This window comes from Coprobacillus sp., assembly GCF_984815275.1.
In genome coordinates this window covers 48,145-68,790 of record NZ_CFJNYH010000006.1, presented here as the reverse complement: position 1 = coordinate 68,790, position 20,646 = coordinate 48,145, and the positions used below count along the sequence as shown (strand labels likewise).

General features: G+C 32.3%; 1 protein-coding gene. It reads left to right on the top strand.

The window, feature by feature from the left end; all coding sequences use genetic code 11:
• Window positions 1-127: 127 nt before the first annotated feature.
• The gene (locus AC5M21_RS03670) at window positions 128-20,638 is read left to right on the top strand and encodes an SdrD B-like domain-containing protein (protein WP_302280685.1); all 20,511 of its coding nucleotides are present in this window, start codon (window positions 128-130) and stop codon (window positions 20,636-20,638) included.
• The last annotated feature ends 8 nt before the right edge of the window (window positions 20,639-20,646 follow it).

Genomic DNA, 20,646 nt, shown 5'->3' with positions numbered 1-20,646 from the left:
CTAAAGTGATAAAGTTCACTGAATTTATATGAAGATTATTTTAAGGACATAGTTATCGTTTTAATTCAAGAGTTGCTCTATGTCTTTTTGCGCTTAAAAAGTTATATACACTTGGGAGGTCAAAATCATGGAAGAAATACGTAAATCTTATAAATGGAGAAAAAGGACCAAAAAAATCGTTTGTTCTATTTTAACTCTTGCAATGCTGGTACAATATTTGCCAGTATCTTTTTTGCGAGATGTTTTTGCTGCGAACGTAGAAGCGAGAGCTATCTCAGTTTCATTTTTAAATGATGGAAGTGGAGGAAATTTAAAACCAGCAGGAGTTGGGAATTATTTGCTTTCAACTGGAGAGCAAATGTCTTTATATCTTAAAATAAAAGCTGAATGGAATGATAACGAAGGGTATGCTAAAGGGACGAAAATGACGTTAAAACTACCTTGGTTTTATTATAGTGAATCGGGTGTTATATTACAAACTTTTGATCGTAATGAAGTGATTGCACAGAATCCAGATGTCGAATTCATTGGAGGGGTAGAAGCAAAGTTAAGTTCAACTGAAACAAACTGGGTTGTTCCTCAGCCAACTGATCAAGAACAATGGGGATCTGATAAAGATGGTGCCAAAGCATATCGACGTCAACAACTAGAAATTCAATCGACACCAACAAATCTATTTAAAGGATCTGCAACACCAGAAGTGACTTTTAAGTTCTTTACCTTGGGAGATAATGTTATACCTGAGAATACATCTGCTTCTATAGCTTTAGGGGCAAGTTATGTGAACTTTTATGATTCAAGTACGAACGAACCTTCTCCAACAGGATATGTGATCCAACCTGGGTCTACTCCATCAGGGAATGAGGACAAATCAGATTTAAGAGCAATCAATATTGTCAATTCAAATTTGAATTGGGAGACAAAGATAACAAGTGTTTCAACACCAGTGTTATGGGATAAATATAATTATGCAGTTTATAAGGTCAATATTAAAAATACTTCTGAAGATGCAAATAGTAAAATAGATTATTTTCATTTCATGCTTCAAGTTCCTAATAGTGTCAACAATGCAGGGCGTGGTGTATTAGAACAAGATATGATGGCTTGGAAGTGGGATTCATCAACAGGGTCACTTGTACCTAATACTGATATTAGTGATCATGCTAGAGACTTCTCTTTTGGTGGTAAATATGGAGAAGGTGGAGCGCTGATTTGGGATGTAACAGGGAAAGACCTCTCAGATTGGAGTATAGATGATGAAGGAAGTAAGATGGCTAGTGAGTATAATTATATTTACTCTATGCCAGGAGAAATAGGGGTTAAGATTGATAAAGAGAAAGGTGGAGAATTAAAGAAAGATGAGGAACGTAGCTATTATGTTGCAGTTCCATATGTTAATAATTTTGGAAGTGACTATAGTCATACTGTTAAATTGAAACAAACTATATATTTTGGTGGCCGTGATTTAGCATGGTCTAAAGATAGTGATGTCACTTCAAGCTTCATTAGACAAAAAGTCGATTTTGAGCATAATAAATATGTTGAAGAAAATAAGAGTCCTGTTACCAAAAAGAACGGATACTTAGGCCAAAACGAAACATATTATTTAGATAGTTTTAAAAATACAAGTAATACTCCAGTATTTAACAGTTACGCTGTTGATACATTGCCTGAACATTATCAATTTAATGGTATTAGAATAGAAATGAATAATAACAGTTCAGATTTAATAGACTGGTTTTATCATACCACAGCTGAAAACGGAGGAACTCCTGCCACTAGTGATCCTTTAGAATTTATAACTTTAAAATTTATAGATGATCAAGATAGAGATTTGTATGTTTCTCTTAAGGAGTTAGGAGCAACTGTTACACAAACATCAAATGATAATAAGAATATTTGGGAAATAAATGACCTGGATCAGAAGATTAAAGACTATCTAGATTCACATACAGATTATCAATTTTCACGTGATATCAAATTTTCATTTAAAGAAAGAATTGCAGTTAATGAAACTTTCGATGGGCGTATTGCAGTTATAGGAAAAACAAACTATTTATTAGAATATGAAAATACACTCAATACATTTTATGAAAGGTGGAATTGGACACCTTATACAACTGCAGAATCTGTCCCAGGTTATGATAAGCAATTACAGCAGATAAAAGATCCTGTAACAGCTATTATTGATGGGGAACGTGCGAAACCTTTAATTGGTGGATTTGGTGTTTATCATGATGAGGCAGAAGATGGAACAGTTACTGATATCATGAACTCTTTAACAAATAGTAGTGGCGAAAAATATCAAGCTGTTTCATTAGCTGATCCACAATCAGCCATTCGATTTGAAGTTGGTACTGGTACGACTTCAATGATGATTCCAAGTTATCTTCAAATAGATGGTCTTCTCAAAGTCAATAGCAATAATGCCTATATAGGATTAGTTGCATCAAATATTTATTTGAGTCCTGATCTATTAAATTCTTCGAAGATAAAGACAATTGATTTATATAGCGCAACAGGTACAAAGATACAATTGACATGGAGTCAGTTACAAGCGTATTTGGATAGTTCTAAGGGGAGTATAACTATACCACAATCAGCATGGCAACCAAATAATGGCATTCAAATTTCCCATTTGGTGAAAATAATTATTAATTTTGATGAATTTAATGGAAATATACCATTAAATAATGGTTTAAATTCTTATGTTGAAATTAATGGAACTCCAAATGCGACTGGTGTTCATAGATTTAATGGATTGTTTTCAACTTTATATAATGATTATCCTGCTGTTGCAGAGATAGGAAATATAGTGGAAGATGTCAAAACAACAGAAGCTATTTTAGAGGTTCAACGTATTAAACCAAAAATAGAGGCTTCTGCAAATTGGTATGGTCAATCTTCTACGAATATTAATAGTCCTTTAATTGTTCCAAATAAGAATTCTACATTAAACCCTACAGATCCTACTTATTATCAATTTAAAATAGGTAACGAATCTGAATCAGCTGCATTGAATGTTCATTTGACTTTAGATTTATTAAGTGTCAAAAATGTTGATTTATCTGGACAAACACTTATTAAGGGCTTTAATACTGAGAAGATTGTGATCAAGAGTGGTTATGATAAGGCAATGACTATTGATCATATTGAATTTTTTGATTATGATGCACCAACGAATGGGACACCAACATTTCAAATTGGTCAAGATGAGTTAGCAAATTATATTGATAGTCATGGTGATATTGTTATTGAGTCAAGTGCTTTTTCTAGTGTCATGACGAGATTAAAAACAGTTCGTATTGTGACAGAAAAATTTGAAAAATTAATTGTTAATAATGATTCTGTTATTATTAATGTTTATGGGGATAGTGATTCTTATAATTCTTATTATCAAGATAAGAGATTAGAAGCAAGCTTATTATTTGAACCAGTTGGACCATTGTATAATGATGATGATAAAAAACAAGAAAGTGCTGCTTTCTCAGTACAATCAGGTCAATTAACAATAAGTAACGATATTTATCAAAGAGATGTTCAATCAGGATATATTACAAAAAATACGAATACTGATCAAAATGAAAAAACATTAGGAGTGCCTTATGCTCGAGATTTTACATATCGTGTAGAATTATGGAATCGTTCTTTATCTATACTTGATGATGTAGATACATTGATTGAACTACCACAAATCAATGATGGAGGATTCCATCCAACGTCAATTGTTATATATGAAGATTTATTAAAACAATATGGGGTATTTGAAAAAATGACTTTTATACAAAAGCAAACACCAATACAATCTCTGTTTGGTGATGATTCAAATATAACAATGACATATAATCCTATGAATCATACAATTGGAAATAGTGAGAAAACATATCAGTTAGACTCACAGGGATGTTTTGTTATTCCAATTGAAGATATTGCTGGAGATCAAAGCTTAGAATCTATTATGTTGACTGGGCAGAAATTTGTGATAAATGATGGACTAGATATAAAACCATTCCTTGAAATAAATGGCTGGGCAGACTCACCAATAAATACATCTCATATTTTAAATACACTTGCAACTCATTATATAGACGGATTACGTGGGCTAGATAATACAAAATATACTGTTAACACAAAAGATACTGCAAATGCTTATATATCTAAACTCTATTATGATACAACGATTGTTGCTGGCTATAATGATAATCAGTCAAATGTAAAGTTTACAAAGACAGCAACACCAAGAGAACATGTGAGAATGCGTTATCGTAATGGTGGGTATTGGAATGATAACTCTGAATTAGAAGTAGGATATAAAGGATTAGGTTCATATGCGGTTGATTTTAGACAATATCTTAATACAGGATCAAATTTACCTGGTGATGATGCAATGTCAGGTCAAGAACATCAAAGTATGAATTATATCAAAGCAACATCATTCAATACAGCTGCAACTGTAAAAATGAATGTGACTTTACCAACACAGAGTTTTGAAGCCTATTATTTAAGAATTGATGAAAGAGCAAAGGATTATATTGATTCTATTGAAGTGACTAGAAGTGATGGAAGTTCTTATATTATAGATGGGAATGATATCAGAAGTCACTTCCAGGCAGAAGAGTCAGGATATGGTCGCATTAATCTATTACAAAATAATGAAAGTTTTAGTAATGAACAATTCTTTAAAACTGAAGAAGAAAATTATTATAAATCTCCTGATACAAATTATAATGCTAAAAATCCAATCAAAAGTGCAGTTATTACATTAAAAATTAATCAGGAAGAAACAACAACCTTAGATAATGGAGAAACAAAGGTTAATACTCCTGATTATGGAACATGGTGGAATGATAGTGATGAAAGTACTAAATATATGTTTGAATTTGCTGGTCGTTTTTACAAAGTAGGACAAGCAAAAGCATCTGTAAGTTCTTCTGTAATAATTGGAAGTGATAGTAAACACAACAGTATTGAACGTCAAACGACAGGAACTTCTTCACAGCCATCTGGAAATAGCTGGTCGTTTAGAAATTATTATCAACATACTGATTCTTATGGATGGGGAGCAACAACAGCAAAATACAAAGCAGATGATTTGTACTCAAATGCAGATGTGGTTATAGTGCGTGATTTTAATCGTATTTTAAAAGGTGCGACAACAGATGAAAAGAATGATTATAATATTCAAGCTAAAATTGGAGATAGTAATCAGTATTATATTAATTTCTCTAGAGCATCTAGAACAGCCAACGCTGGATTTAATACGACATCAGAAAATTATGAATCTGGTGTTACAGGAAATTGGGTTCGTCAAGATCCAGATGATTGGAGTGGTAGAGTTGGTTATACTGACCATGTATCCATAAATGATACTTTAGGATTAATAGAGCCAGATGAGACTTATGAATATCGTGGAACATTGACAACAGGACTTGATTTTCATAAACAAATTGTAAATTATATGCATGAAGATAAAGCTATTGAACTTGTTTTAGGAACAGGAAAAACACAAGCCTTACAAAATACAAATAAACAGACAATTCTTATTAAAAAATCTGATTTGGTGAAAGTAGGAGACTATTATACCCTTCAATTTGATAATTCTGCTGATCAGATGAGTGATGAAGATGCTGCAGGAATTGTTACTGAATTAAAAGATGGTGTTCTTCATTTAAAGAAACATCAATATATTTTATCATTTAGAGCCTTATTATGGGATATACAAGGAAATGGAGAATATCTATCAGAGATTAAGAATAATCATTATAATTATGTAGATGCCGATGGTAATATTCAAAATGGAATTGATGGACTTGGCAATGCTAATGATATTATCGTAAGAGTGAAACCATATATGGTTTATGAAAATAATTCTACGAAGATTGCTCAAGCAACAAATACTGCAACAACAAAAACATATCATGATTATGATTTAAATACTGGATACAATAGTTATATGTTTGATGATTGGGCACATAAAGACCAAACATATGATAGTGCATATATTATGGGATATCGTATTCCGTTTAAAGCAGGGCATAACATTGTCGCAATGGGAAAAACACCAATTGATAGCAAAGATGCAGTTACTGCTGATGGAAATAAACAGATTACGGACTATCTGACAAGTGATGGGCATTCTTATGAAATGCTTAATGGACAAACACATAAGATAACACAAAATATTACGCCAACTAATGTTCAATTTGGTGTCAAACTCTATAATCAGACAGTTAATAATCCAACAGATCGTAGTGTACCTGCACGTATTAAAAAGGTTGTAACAGATGATGCATTAAATGAATTCTATCGCTTAAGAAATTTATATATTCCAATACAATGGATTTACAAAAATGATGAAACAGCAACAGGCACTGAAAAAGGACAATGGTTTAAAATGTCACAAATTCAGATGAGGATTAATGGTAAAGATATTGTCATTAAACCTAATGCGACTGGAGATACTTTAGAAGTATCAGGATTAAATCTTCTCGTCACAACAATACCTTTAGATACGATAAAGAGTGTCAATGGGCAAAATTGTTATGTTATTAACATGGAAGAATTTGCCAGAAAAAATTATACCTCTCTTGTCACTGAACAAAATGGATTAGCAAAATCTTATGTTGCATCATTTAAAATCACATTAGAAGCAAACAATCCACTCTTTACAGATGATACATCAGTTTTAAGTAATGGAGAATATTTAACAGCCTCTAAAACAGATGGATATACTTATTTCTATGATGGAACATATGTTGATAGACCTATTCAGGAGTTTAAAGATGATAGTTGGACTGCAAACTCAGTACCAACATTTGGTCAAACAGGAAATGAATACTCTCCATATTCAAATTCAGTGGCTTCTGTTTCTGGACGTAGACAAGTCTACAATTATGTAGAAAAGAGTTCAGTTGTCTTTAGTTCAATTGATAACAATGCTGATACATATAGCGATGTTACAAGTGCCAATAAACTGATAGATTATAACTTACGAAATGCAGTGAGTATCCTAGAACCAGAACTGACAAAGAAGCGTGGAACAAATGGAGAATTATTTGCTTATGACAAGGTAGAAAAATCAGAGACATCAGGAGGAAAACAAACTGAAGTTGATCTCAACCATTTGATGCCATATGATTATATTGAATACACTTTGTCTTCAAAATCACATAACAATTCAGAAATTCCATTAGAAAGAAATCATTTAACAATGGAAGTTGAAAAAGGGCAACAAATTGTTGGCTGGCAACTCATTTTAAGTGATCAAGACAGTGAAAATATTATTGATAAGGCAACAGGTCATGCCATTACAGCTGATGATATATCAGTAACGCTTTCTAATGGTAGTGATAAATTAGAAAATATACAAGCGGGAAAAGATTATTCATTAAATGCTGATCAAAAAGACAGTCATTATCGTAAGATTGAACTGGTCATTGGTAGTGAGGGAACACAAGTTCAGCCAGGACAATATATTAAAGTTAAAATTATTACACAATTAACAGATGAATTGAAAACATTAACTACAACTTTTGAAGATAAAGTTTTAAATACCAATGCTTATATTTATGCTGAAGCAAAACATGGTTATGCACAATATGCGATTGAAGGATATAACTCTTCTGATTATACAAATGGTGGTATGAGTAATAATGGTTGGGATTTAACTCATCAAAACCCAAACCCATATACAACAAGAAATGATATCAGTAATACTGATAAAATATCATACTTTAGATATCAAAGAAATGATGAAGATACATCATTACCAGCAAAATCAAGGTATAATGTGCGTATGCATAATACATTAAAATATTATGATAATGATCCATTAACAATTGAATATAAATTTGATAGAAATGATAGATTATTTGAAGGTCAAGGAGCAACACTGACTGTTAAAGATATTAAGAATGATACAATGCATTTTGTTGATGAACAGACAGTGACAGTTGACTTCTTAGATAAAGATAGATATAGAGGGTTCACACTTACAAAAATTCCAACTGTATCAATTCTTAAATCAGAAGGTGGAGATATTTATTATCCTGATGATTTGGTAACAAAAGCTGGCTATGATAACATGAAAGATATTCGTGTACAGTATAAGATATCTCATCCAAAAACAAGAGCTAGTGACACTTGGGTGACAGTTGATTATGCCAATTTACCTGATGAAGATACAATGGCACAAATCACTGCAATACGTTGGACTTATTTTGATGTCTACTCTGGTTATGAAGTATCTGGAAGTCCATACAAAGATATCATTGAATTTGATAATGTTGTTTTAACAGGTGAAGGACGTTATGAAGATATCCGTCAAGATACTGATGCAAGTGGTGTCATGGATGATACATATCTTGCTGTATCCACAGCTAATATTGATCATCAACAAAACCATGTTGAAACAAAAAATGTTATGGTTGGAGATGTGGAAACAAATATACCAGTAGAAAGAGCGGTTGTATTAAATGATATTAAGGTAGAGGAAGAGGAGATTTATCGTGAAGTTCCTCAAGTGATATTACATCCACAAGTATTTGATTCAGAAAATGATGCAAGTGCGAATTATAATGAGACTGCTCAACAAAAGTTAGGATATCGACCTGAGGATACATATTGGCAAAAGATTACTTTAATCAATCGAGAAATGGTTAATGCATCAGATGTTCAAAATGCAAGACAGGGAACACTCATTAATCCAACAATATATGATAAAATTCCTACTGATTATGTAAGTGTTGAATCAGGTACATTACAATTCAAATGGTTAGATATTGATGGCAATCCAGTTGCTGGTAATTATAGTATTCGAGAAAATGTTATTGAAAATAATGAATCATATGACTATGGCGGAAAGATGATTTATGAAAAATCAGACTTAGTTAAAACTGCTCAATGGAAACCAATTTATGAGAGTGGTAGGCTTTATGAAAATGGAACTAAACCATTTGATGACTTGATTATTGATGCTAATCATACAATGAAAACCCATTATACTGTTAAAACATATACTATTATTGATAATAGTACAGGAAAACCAATTACAATGAATATTGGAGATACCTTAATTGTCTATTATCAGTTGAAAGTTGCCAAAGATAATTTACCAATGGTATATGTTGATGAAGATAAAGATTTATCAACTACAAATGACCAGCACCCTGCTTATTTCCCACGTGCTGGAGAATATTATCAGATAAAAGAAGAATACTTATCTTATTATGGAGCCCGTAATGGACAGGCTTATCCTTTCTCAAATAATTATACTAACGAAAGTGTATATCCTCGCGCTATTCAAAATAGTGATCGTTTAATGGATATGGATTATTTACTTCATGATATTGGTATGAGTGCACAGTTAAATGATAATGTGGATAAATGGGAATTCTTAAAGGATAGTTATGTTTATATTCCAGGAGATGGTAGTACAGATCCTTTAGCAAATACAAGATATGGTGGTGGAAACAAAGTTCTTGGGGACTATGATATTTCATCATTGAAGAATATGCAAAAAACGATTTATTCTCCTGGAACAACAGATCCAAATGGCGCTGGCAAAGATTCATTACCAGAAAGTCAGAAAACAAGCATGAAAGTTTCAACTTGGGATAGAGACTGGTATGAAATTGTTATGGAACCAAGAATCTTTCATATCAATAATTGGGGAAGTGATACACCTATTATTTGGGCACAAAATAGAATTCATTTAGAAAAAGCATGGTTAGTAAGTGCTAGTGAATTTGTCAATACTGATCCACATTCTGAAAATCGTAAGTATGAAACAACGAGTGGTGATGGACTTACAGATGGAAGACCATCTAATCCAAATTACAAAATTAATCCTGGACGTTCATCTGCTACAGATGAATATCAAAGAAATGATTTACATAAACTTACAGATGATAACTACGAAGTAGCATTAGAATATAATGAAAAGTTCACAACAAAATTACAGGCTCTCAATTATGGGGATTGGGATTTGAGTCAGGGTATAGAGTTTACTTATACAATGCCAAGAGGAATTGAACCACTTATCTTCGATAATGATGGTCATGTTGATATGAGTAAATTTAAAGCAGAAATTTTAAGTTCTATTAATGGTGTAGATAGTAGTGGAGTCAATGAAGCGTATACGTCATTAGTCTTAAATGATACTAATTTTGCAGTAGAAATTCTACAGCGTCCAACAGATGGAACATATAAGTATAGTGCACCAACACAAGCACAAGATCCAATCTGGAAAACAGCTGATAAAGATGATTATCCAACTGGAGAAGAAACATCTCCTTGGGTTATTAAAATTATTGTGAAAGAAAATTTAAAGAAATGGTTTAACAGAGGTGCAGATTTAGGATATAAGATGAATGTCTATATTCCTTCACATGTCTATTCAACAAATGATAATGAAGAATGGTTTGATAGATTACAAACAAGACCATATGTTGAAGATACAACAAATACTGATCATTATTATTATCAAATTCTTGATATTGATCACTGGGAAGGAACAACACGAGAAAACATGCAGCATAATCAACGTTATGGCATGGATTATATGTGGTATCGTGGAGATGGAAATACATCAAGTTATTATTTCCGTCATGGTACATATTATTACTACAATGGCTCAATGAATATGCCATATATCAATGGATATAATATTCAAAATCAAGAAGTTCGTATTCAAGAGAACGGACAGGGATTCAATATAGGAATCCCTATTGAGAATAATTATTCATATTACTTGGCAAATAATCAAGACCGTTATAGTCAAACAGGTACTCGAGCAGTTATGAGAAAACCTCTTCTACGCCAATGGACTACTGTTGGTGATGATAAAACTGGGAAAACGTTATCTGATTATTATTTAGAAGCAGAAGGTGGTCAAACTGATTTCAATATTCATGTTGAGAATAAGTACTATTATGATGAATTAGGTTCTGATTGGGAAAATTATTATAGCAATAGTTATGCAACTGGCTCTAAAGAACAACACAGTTATGCGACAGATGGTGGATCAAGAGGAACATATTATCTACCAGTTGTTACAAATATTCTTCCATATGGTATTGCACCAGTTGGCGTAGATAACAGTAGTGGTACATCAAATATAGGAATATTCTCAACCAAAGCAAACGAAAACATAAATCGTGAATTAAATTGGGAGTTATTAAATATAGATGGAAGTGCACTTACAGGATCTGAAAAAGATCTCTATGATGTAGAAGTTGAATATATCTATATTCCACGTTTGGATGAAGATGGTAACGAAGTTATCAAAGATGGGGAAGTGGTTACCGAAGGAAGATATGTTGTGAGATTCTATGCAAAAGCAAACAGTGAAGCAGGTGACCCAGCATTAGAAGCAAAAATCAAGTCTGGAGAAGGACGAACATTCTCATTTGAAACCTTTGCATATTCAACACCAAAACTTGATACATTAAGTGGGGACACGCTTTCTGGTTTAGGTGATTCATTTGAAAACAATTACACATATATTTCAAGCAAGTTAGATAATTTTAAAGCTTTAATAGATGAAGATATACCTACCAATGGTTATACTGTTGGTCATAAATCTAATGATCTTTATAAGTATGGAAATTCAAATGCATATTTCAAACCTGATAATCGCTATGATGCCATTATTGAGACAAGAACTGCAAACAATTCAACAGTTAATTTTGGGAAAATTCCAAATAATATTCTTAATGATAAAATAACTGGTGAAAATCATTATGTTATTGGACAAGGAATGGAGCGTATCTACGAAAATGTTCAAAAGGCTAATGGGGATTATGTTTATAATCTTGAAGATTATCGTGAACAAACGGATCCAGATACATTATCAAAGAATAAGATCAGAGATGCTCTTGTTCTTAAATTCCAGAAAGATAGTTCTGGTACCATTACAGCTCAACAAAATGATTTTAATATGAATCAAGATCAAGTCCATTATGATTATGAGGGATCTGGAAAAGAGATTGGTGATGTTGCATTTGTCAATACAACTAAAGTCAGAACAAGTCGACCAAATTTAACATTACAAAATTTTGTAAGTGCTAATGCTAATGAAGTTGGAAAACAAACACCTACATTAAAGGGAAATGGATCTGAAAATATTCCAGGTTCAACAAATTATACATATGATCATGATATGAATAATACAACACCAGAGATTGAAAAGGATTTTGATTATGGTGATGAAGTTTGGTATGAAGCAGTATTAACAAATAAAACAGAGAATACAGATTATGCACGTCAAGGAAGTATCTATCATTCAAGATTTGTATTTAGTTATCATCTTCCTGATATTGTAACTGCAGCCGATGAAGAAAGTTGGGATCAATGGCGTGATGATGATTTCATCATTGAGTTAAGAGATCAAAGTGGTACAGTTAAACAGACAATTACTCCTAGCACTTTAGCTGGTAGTGGATGGGCAATTAGAGTTATCAACAAAGGTTATCAAAAACAGGCTGATGGTACAGCTAGTCAAGAAGATGATCATACAGGTCAAATCATTACATTTGAATTGATTTCAGCAGCAGATCCGGATTTCGTTGATTATGATTCCTATGTACAAGGATATAAACCAGCTGGGTACTTGGCTTACGGTGATACGATATCTTTAAAAATTAGAACACGCATAGACAATAAAGAGCCTGATGGAATTGATCCTAGTGATCAATCACAACCTGATATTTGGTCAGGATATTATTGTGAAGCATATGCAACAATTCATTCAACAAATAGTGAATATATTATGACTCATGATGGTCATATATATAATGATGATGAAAGAAGTCAAATCGCTGGTAGTGATACAATTATTTATGATGGTTATAATCTAAATAAAGATATTCTTTCTAAGTATGATAAAACATTTACATTGCAACCACAAACACTGGTGAATTGGAATGATAAAAAAGTCAATGATGAAAAGAATGATGACGGAACATTAAAGAATGATTATGATCAAGATGGTGAATTTGATGATGCTTATGCCTATGCATCAAGTGCATCTATTCAAGTTCTTAAACCTGAAGCAAGTATTAGAATTGATACAAGTCATTTGCGTAAACGCGTAAGTGATGATAATGCTTCAATAGTTGTTATTGATGATGCACATGTTCGTTCAGCAGATGAAATGGATATTCGTATTACTCAGGCAGTTAATGAGCAGGCCAATGTCAATCAGTTTATTGCTGGATTAAATATCCCACATCGTGGAACAAATGTTGCAACTTCACAAGTTGCAGGTGTAGATGCAAGAGAAATGATATCGCATCTTAAGGAAATACGAACTGGGCATTGGGAAGTTCCAGACAATTATCCAAATAAGACTATTTATGATGATCATCTAAAAGTTTACGTTTATGGACTTTTGGTAAATGATCCATGGTCAATGACAGGATATGTAGATCCTAATTATGTTGATTCACAAAATCAGGCAGTTTGGACAATACTTGGAGAATCGGATGGATATAATCTAGATGAAAATGCAATAATTTCAGAGAATCAGATTGATTCAGTCGTCAATGCTTACAAAGCAAGTCACCCAGATTCTAGTCATGCATCAGTTTACCAATTAAAATGGGTTGTTACAATGGAAGGATTTTCAGCAGATGATGGAGCAACTTATACAGCTAAAGAAGCAGCTATTAATTATCCTGTTCCTATTGGTTTAAGAATGGCGATTGATTCAGAAGGGGAAGCTAATAAAGAAATCAATGCTTCTGACCAGGCCCAAAATAATACAGATGAAGCTATAATGCATCATTCTGGTGTTGTAGACAATGTTGCTTATGCAAGAGTCGTTACTGGTTCTAAAAATATATCAGACGGTATTGCAAAGCATGTTAATTACTTTGTCAATACGTATGCAAAATATGATGATTATAAGTACGCAACGATATCTACTTCTAATAGAGCAGGATTCTATATTGATCCTGAACTTCCTACTCTTCAAATAGACCTAGAACAAGGTTATTTTAAACCAAAAGTTGAAGAAATAGATGGTCAATATAAAGTCCATTTTGGTTGGGATTATGATAACTCAACTATAGATGATGTTTCTAGTACAATGCTGAAATATCGTGTCACAATGTTGAACAAGAAAATAGACAAGGATAGTGGTATTCTTATTCAAGATAATGCAACTGCCCCAAATATTACATTAGCATTGCCATATAACGAAAAACTAGATACATCAAGACTTCAATATGTAGAATATGATGCACAAGCTAGTGAGAGTCAAGCCCCAAAAGATTATCTTAATGATTATTATGAAGTATATGATAAGAATCTAGATAAAGAGACTCCATTATGGACATGGTATATTTTAGATGAAAATGGAAATTATGTACAAAATACTGGAATAAAAGCAGTTAAAGTTAGTGATGATTCACCTGTTGTCACTTCAAAAGAATTAACGGCGAATAGAAAAGAAAAGAGTAAAATTCTAAACTTCTACTTTACAGGTGAATTGCAACCAGGTGAAAATTTAAAAGTAGAAGTTATGGTCCCAATTCAACGTATGAATTCAAATGCCATTTCAGCAGAATTATTACGATGTAAAGCATATACATTCAAGAGTGGTGCATTTAATGCATATACACCAGATCAAGGGAATATGAACTCATCTGCATATGAATATGATTCACAAGATATAAATGAAAATGGACAGTATAATGATACTGCTATTACAAAAATGACATCTGCAATTAGTTTTACAACTGTTCAGTCATTAGGACAAACAAAACTTGTAGATACAGAACTTGAGAGTAATGTGACAAATGTTCCAGCAGCAGTTAATGAAGGTGGAGATTACACATTCAAGATTTCTTCAGCAAGTTTATCAAGTGCAGCAAATTATAAATATACAAAGAATATTCTTTATGATGTTCTGCCATATGTTGATGACAATTATGTTTATCAAACAAGAAAAGATGGAGAAAATTTTATCAATTCAGCGCGTAACTCTAAATGGAATGGATGGATTGATATCAATTCATTGACTGCTATTAAAGCAGAGGCTGGTTCAGATGAACAAGTTATTGCTCCAACTGAGTACAAGATATGGGTAGGACCATTAGTAGAACAAGATGGAAAAATAGTATTAAACAATGATCTAAATGGATTACCTCAAATCCCAGATGCTGTTTATATCAGTAATGAAACAAATCTTAAGAACTTAGTAGAGCAAGATTCTGAAAAGAAAAAATATTTTGTAGAACTTGAACAACTGAAGACTTATTTAGAAACAGTTTCGGAAAGTGAAAAAGAAGAACTTGTCAAAGGAATACGTACTGTATGGTTACAAATGAAAGAAGATTATACAATACAGCCATCTTCTCGTTTAGAACTACGCTATACAATGCATGCTCCACAGAATGTACCAAAGTATTTAGGAACAATTACACCAAATGCCGATGATGAAAAAGATAGTAATGCTCAAATCATTGAAGCAGTTAGAGATTTTACTGGTTGGAATACATTCTTAAGTAGAGGATATTCTGAAGCTAATGTAAAATATGAACATCAAGAAGAAACAGTTGCTGGAACTTATGTGAATGCGCCAACAGGGCGAGGATACATAGGAAGTTATATTTGGCAAGATATTGATTTCAATGGTAAAAGAGATGAAGGTACATATGAAGATATATACAATATTGGAAGAGACCTTTTGAAAACACCTAAGTATGATTTAAATAATGATAGTCAATTAGATGATCCAGGTGTCAATGGGGTATTGGTTGAACTCTTAAGTGAAAATGGTAGACCTGTGAATAAAGAGGGTGAAGCAGTTGCTAAAGAGAGTGATTTCAATGGTGGAACTGAAACTGGAAAGTATATAGTTCTTGATGATACAACAGGAAATCCAGTATTGCTTGATCCAGGAACAGATAGAGAGCGATTCCGTTATTCAACAAGTCAGCCTGCGACATACGTGAGTGAAAGTGATTATTATGGAAATAAGGGGTATTACGTATTCTCTAACTTGAAACCAGGTCAATACAATATGCGTTACACACTTCCAAAAGAGTATGTTGAGTATTCTGCCACAACTAAGAATTTAAATACGGCTAATATGAATGGAGTAGGAGCGAATATAAATACGCCTGTTGTTGTATACCGTAAGGGGGATGTTGTTTATAATGCTGCTAAAGATTTAAGTGATACAACGATTAGCAGTGCACAAAAAGCAGCATATCAAGTGAAAGATGATACACTTGTTATCCAGACAGCTGAAAGTATTCAAGTTACGGCTGTCAATGAGGATAATACAACAATTGATGGTCAAGGTATAACTCCACATCAAAAATATGATCGTATTTCAATGGGATATAACTTGGGTATTGGTAGAACAAATATGTATAAAGGGACAACTTGGTTGGATGAAACATATCAAGATGCAAATGATGATTTATCAGATGTTACAATTGATGGTATTATGCAAGATCCAGATGGATTGAGTGAAAGACGACTTGGCAATATTCGTGTAGAAGTTTATGAAGCTGATCCAGTTACTCAAAAACCAATAAGCTCATCACCAGCAATCACTGCTGATGGACAAGTGGCAAGTTATGTCACAAATGAGAATGCTGTCGATGATTTATTAGCAGGTGAATATGAATTTAGATTGGTACCAGGTAAAACTTATGTAGTTATAACTACAAATCTTGATAGAAATCTACCATTGAAACCAACAGCTCCAATTTATAGTAATATACCTACAGATGATACAAAATTCAATGATCTTGTTTTGGAAAACAAAGTTTCCACAACAAAGGCATTTACGGTTCCATATATTATTGGAGAACATGTAGATACATGGAAAGATTATGAAAAAACACATACAATTGATTTAGGATTTGTACAATCTTCTAGAGGATTTATTGGTCAAATTGTATGGGATGATAAGAATTACAATGGAATACAAGATCCTGATGAATTAGGAATAGAAGATGTAACTGTCACATTAGAAAGTTATTACTACAATAGTGATACAAATCAATGGATTAAATTACCAGATGAGAAAACTGTAAAAACAAATACAGGTGGTGCATATCAATTTACTGTCAGTACATACTATGATCCAAAAATACCTGATAAAGGACCATATTTAATGGGATATAAGGTGCGTATTGATAAAGATAAGAATGCTAATTTATTTAAGACATATGCCCCAACATGGCAAAGTGTTGTTAATGATGGAAAACAAAGTGATATGACAGAGGTTCCAAATAATTTAGATCAATATTTATTGACTTCAGATTATGTATTTATAGCTGAAAATAAATCAGATATTACATTGCCTGAACATATTATTGCTTTAAATGGTCGTGAATATGATATTGGAAATGCTGCAACTAAGAACTATGATGCAGGTCTCAAATTATATGATACTGGTAATTTGGATGGAATTGTCTGGCTAGATTATAACTATGATGGTATTAGAGATGATGATGAAGTTATTGGCAGTGAACCGACTCCAGAAGAAGAATTATTATCAAAAGTTAAGGTTAAGATTAAGGGATATTATTATGATGGTGGAGTATGGAAAGATGCTGCATGGCTTAAAGATGACAGTGCTCTTACATTAGGAACTGATAACTTCTATCACTATGAGTTTAGCGATTTACCAACGTCTATATTAGTAGGTGGTCAACCATACTTAATGGGGTATAAATTGTTATTAGATTCAGATACAATTGATGAAGTCTTAAAACCTACTCTCAAATATCAGGGAAGTGCTGATAAGGATAGCCATTTAGATATATCATCATCAAAAGATTATAATCTTAATAAAGCAAATGAATATATCATTGTTGCCAATGAAGCAAAGAAACACACAGAGACAAGTAACTTCCATGATTTGGTTGTTACAGTCAGTGGTCAATCTTATGATATTTTACAACATCAAGATATTTCTTCTTATGATGCTGGGTTATCAAGTGTAGAACCAGGAGAGTTAAAAGGATATATTTGGATTGATTATAACTATGATGGAATTAAAAACGATACAAAACCAAGTCAAAATGGTATGAGTGATAGTATCCTTAAGGATATTCAAGTCAATATCAAACAATATGTAGTAAGTGAATCAGCTGGTCACAAGGTTTATACAGAAAATACGTCTTTTGTTCATGCCCCAGCATTAACAGATAGTGAAGGCCAATATAACTTTAAAAACTTACCAGCGTATTACATTGATGATGCAGGAAATTATCATTTATATGCTTATCAGTTAACAGTAGACCAACAAGTTAATGATGCATTTATGAAAACTGATGATTATAAATTAGGAATTACAAAATATCATCGTGGAAATGAAAGTCATTTAGATAGTGATTGGTCTCATGATGGAAAATTATTGCATAATGGAATGGACTATTTAATTCTGTTGAATAAAGCAAATGATGATACTCCACCAGCAAATGAAGTTCTTGGTTATGATATTGTTAAAGGAAAAGCTTATAGCAATATCAATGCTGGAGCAGCTGTTTATCAAAATGGATTTATAAACGGAATCGTCTTTGAAGATTTAGACTATGATGGATTATTTAATAGTCAAAAAGATAAGCCTTATCAAGATGTGACAGTTGTACTCAAACAATATTACATTGATGATAGAGGAGAATATATAGAGACAGGAATTAAAGAAGAAGTCAAAACAAATGAGAAAGGTGAGTATTTATTTGATAATTTAGTAACTCATGGTCAATTAGATAATGGAGATACTGTTCTTTATGCATATCAAATTTCATTATTAGGTTTACCACAAGGATATGCAGTGACAAAATATCATGTTAATGGAGAAAATGGTTATAGTCATATTGATCCAAAAGACAATATTTTCAAAATGAAAGAAAATAAGAATAAATATATTATTTTGGCTAAAAAATCAAATGATACAACATTAGCACAGTATTTTAACGGTTACGATCTTATTGAAGCAAATAAACTTAAATCATTTAATGGAGGTCTTACAAAATTCCATCCTGGTTCAATTAGTGGCTATATCTTTGATGACCAAAATTATGATGGAATCTTTAATAAAGATGAGAGTGGACAAAGTGGCATTAATGTCATGTTAAGTCAGTATGCAAAAGTTCCTGGTGAAGATGAATATATTGCAACTGGAGCAATTGATTTCAAGGTTACAGACGATAAGGGATATTATCAATTTAATGACTTGGCAACTTGTGGTCTTAATGATGAAGATGAAATGGTGTTATATGCATATCGTGTAACGGTAAATCAAGATACTTTGCCTGAAGGTTATGGTATAACAAAATATCGTGTTGATACAGATGAACGTAATAGTAAGCTTGAATCGTCTCATTTTGAATTAATAAGCGAAAGTGAGTATCAATTCCAAGAGAGTTCAGAACCATTTATCATTATTGCTGGACAAACAGATAGTCAGGATATCTCATATTATCAAGAGGGCTATGATCTCATTGAAAGTATTCAAGTTGAAGAGTTGAATGGTGGTATCTCAAAAATTCAGACAGGTGAAATTACTGGTAAGATCTTTGATGATATAGAATATGATGGACTCTTTAATGATGAAGACTTAGGTAAAGAAGGAATAAAAGTTATTCTTAAACAATTTGTAAATGATCCTGAAACTGGTGAATATCAAGAAACAGATTTTACGCTTGAAACGATAACAAATCAGAAAGGTGAGTATCAATTTAACAAATTAAAAACTTATGATACAAATGAAGATGGAGAAATTATTTTCTATTACTATAACGTATATGTTGATTTAGAATCAATACCAGATAATTATGCAATTACAAAATATCAAGTTCAAGATGAAAAATATAACAATAGTGACTTGATTGCAGAAACTGGACTGTTACGTGAAAATGATGAATACATTCTCTTTATTCAAAAAACTAATGATCAAAGTGTTCAATCACAATATAAAGGATTTGACCTTATTAAAGCTCATCAACTGAATTCATTAGATGGTGGAATTACACAATATGAGTCAGGTAAAATTTGTGGTATTGTATGGTTAGATGCGAGTCAAACTGGAAAGATTGATAGATTAGATCCACGATTAGCAAATCAAACTGTAAACTTACAAAGATACTATTATAAAGATGGGCAATGGGTAGAAGATTTAACTATGGTTAAATCAGCAACGAGTGATCAAAATGGCTACTATGAATTTAATGATTTAGATTCATATGTAGAAATTGATGAAGAAAAATACCTTGCTGGTTATCAGGCTTATATTCATGAAGTTCCTTCAGATATGGAAGTTACTGAGCCTTTCAAAAATAATGGGGAAAGTGATAGTAAATTATTAGAAGCAGAATTGCGTCTGAGTCATCCGATGTATGAGAAAGATGGATATATGATTGTTGCACAAACATCTCATTCAAGAGCAGACGATATCAACAGTTCTCAATATGTAAAAAATGGCTATGATATTGTTAAATCAAAAGATATAGATGATATGAATGCAGGATTCTATCAACTTGCTTCAAATGATAATATAGTTATCACTATTACTGCTGATGATACAACACTTATAGAATATTGTTTATTAGCAATCAGTTCATTTGTAAGTATTTGTGTCATTGCATTTAAGAAACGTAAAGAGGATTAAAACAAGCA

Excerpts from the sequence above, each read along its gene's own strand:
- AC5M21_RS03670 (WP_302280685.1), top strand. The coding sequence starts at position 128 with ATGGAAGAAATACGTAAATCTTATAAATGGAGAAAAAGGACCAAAAAA.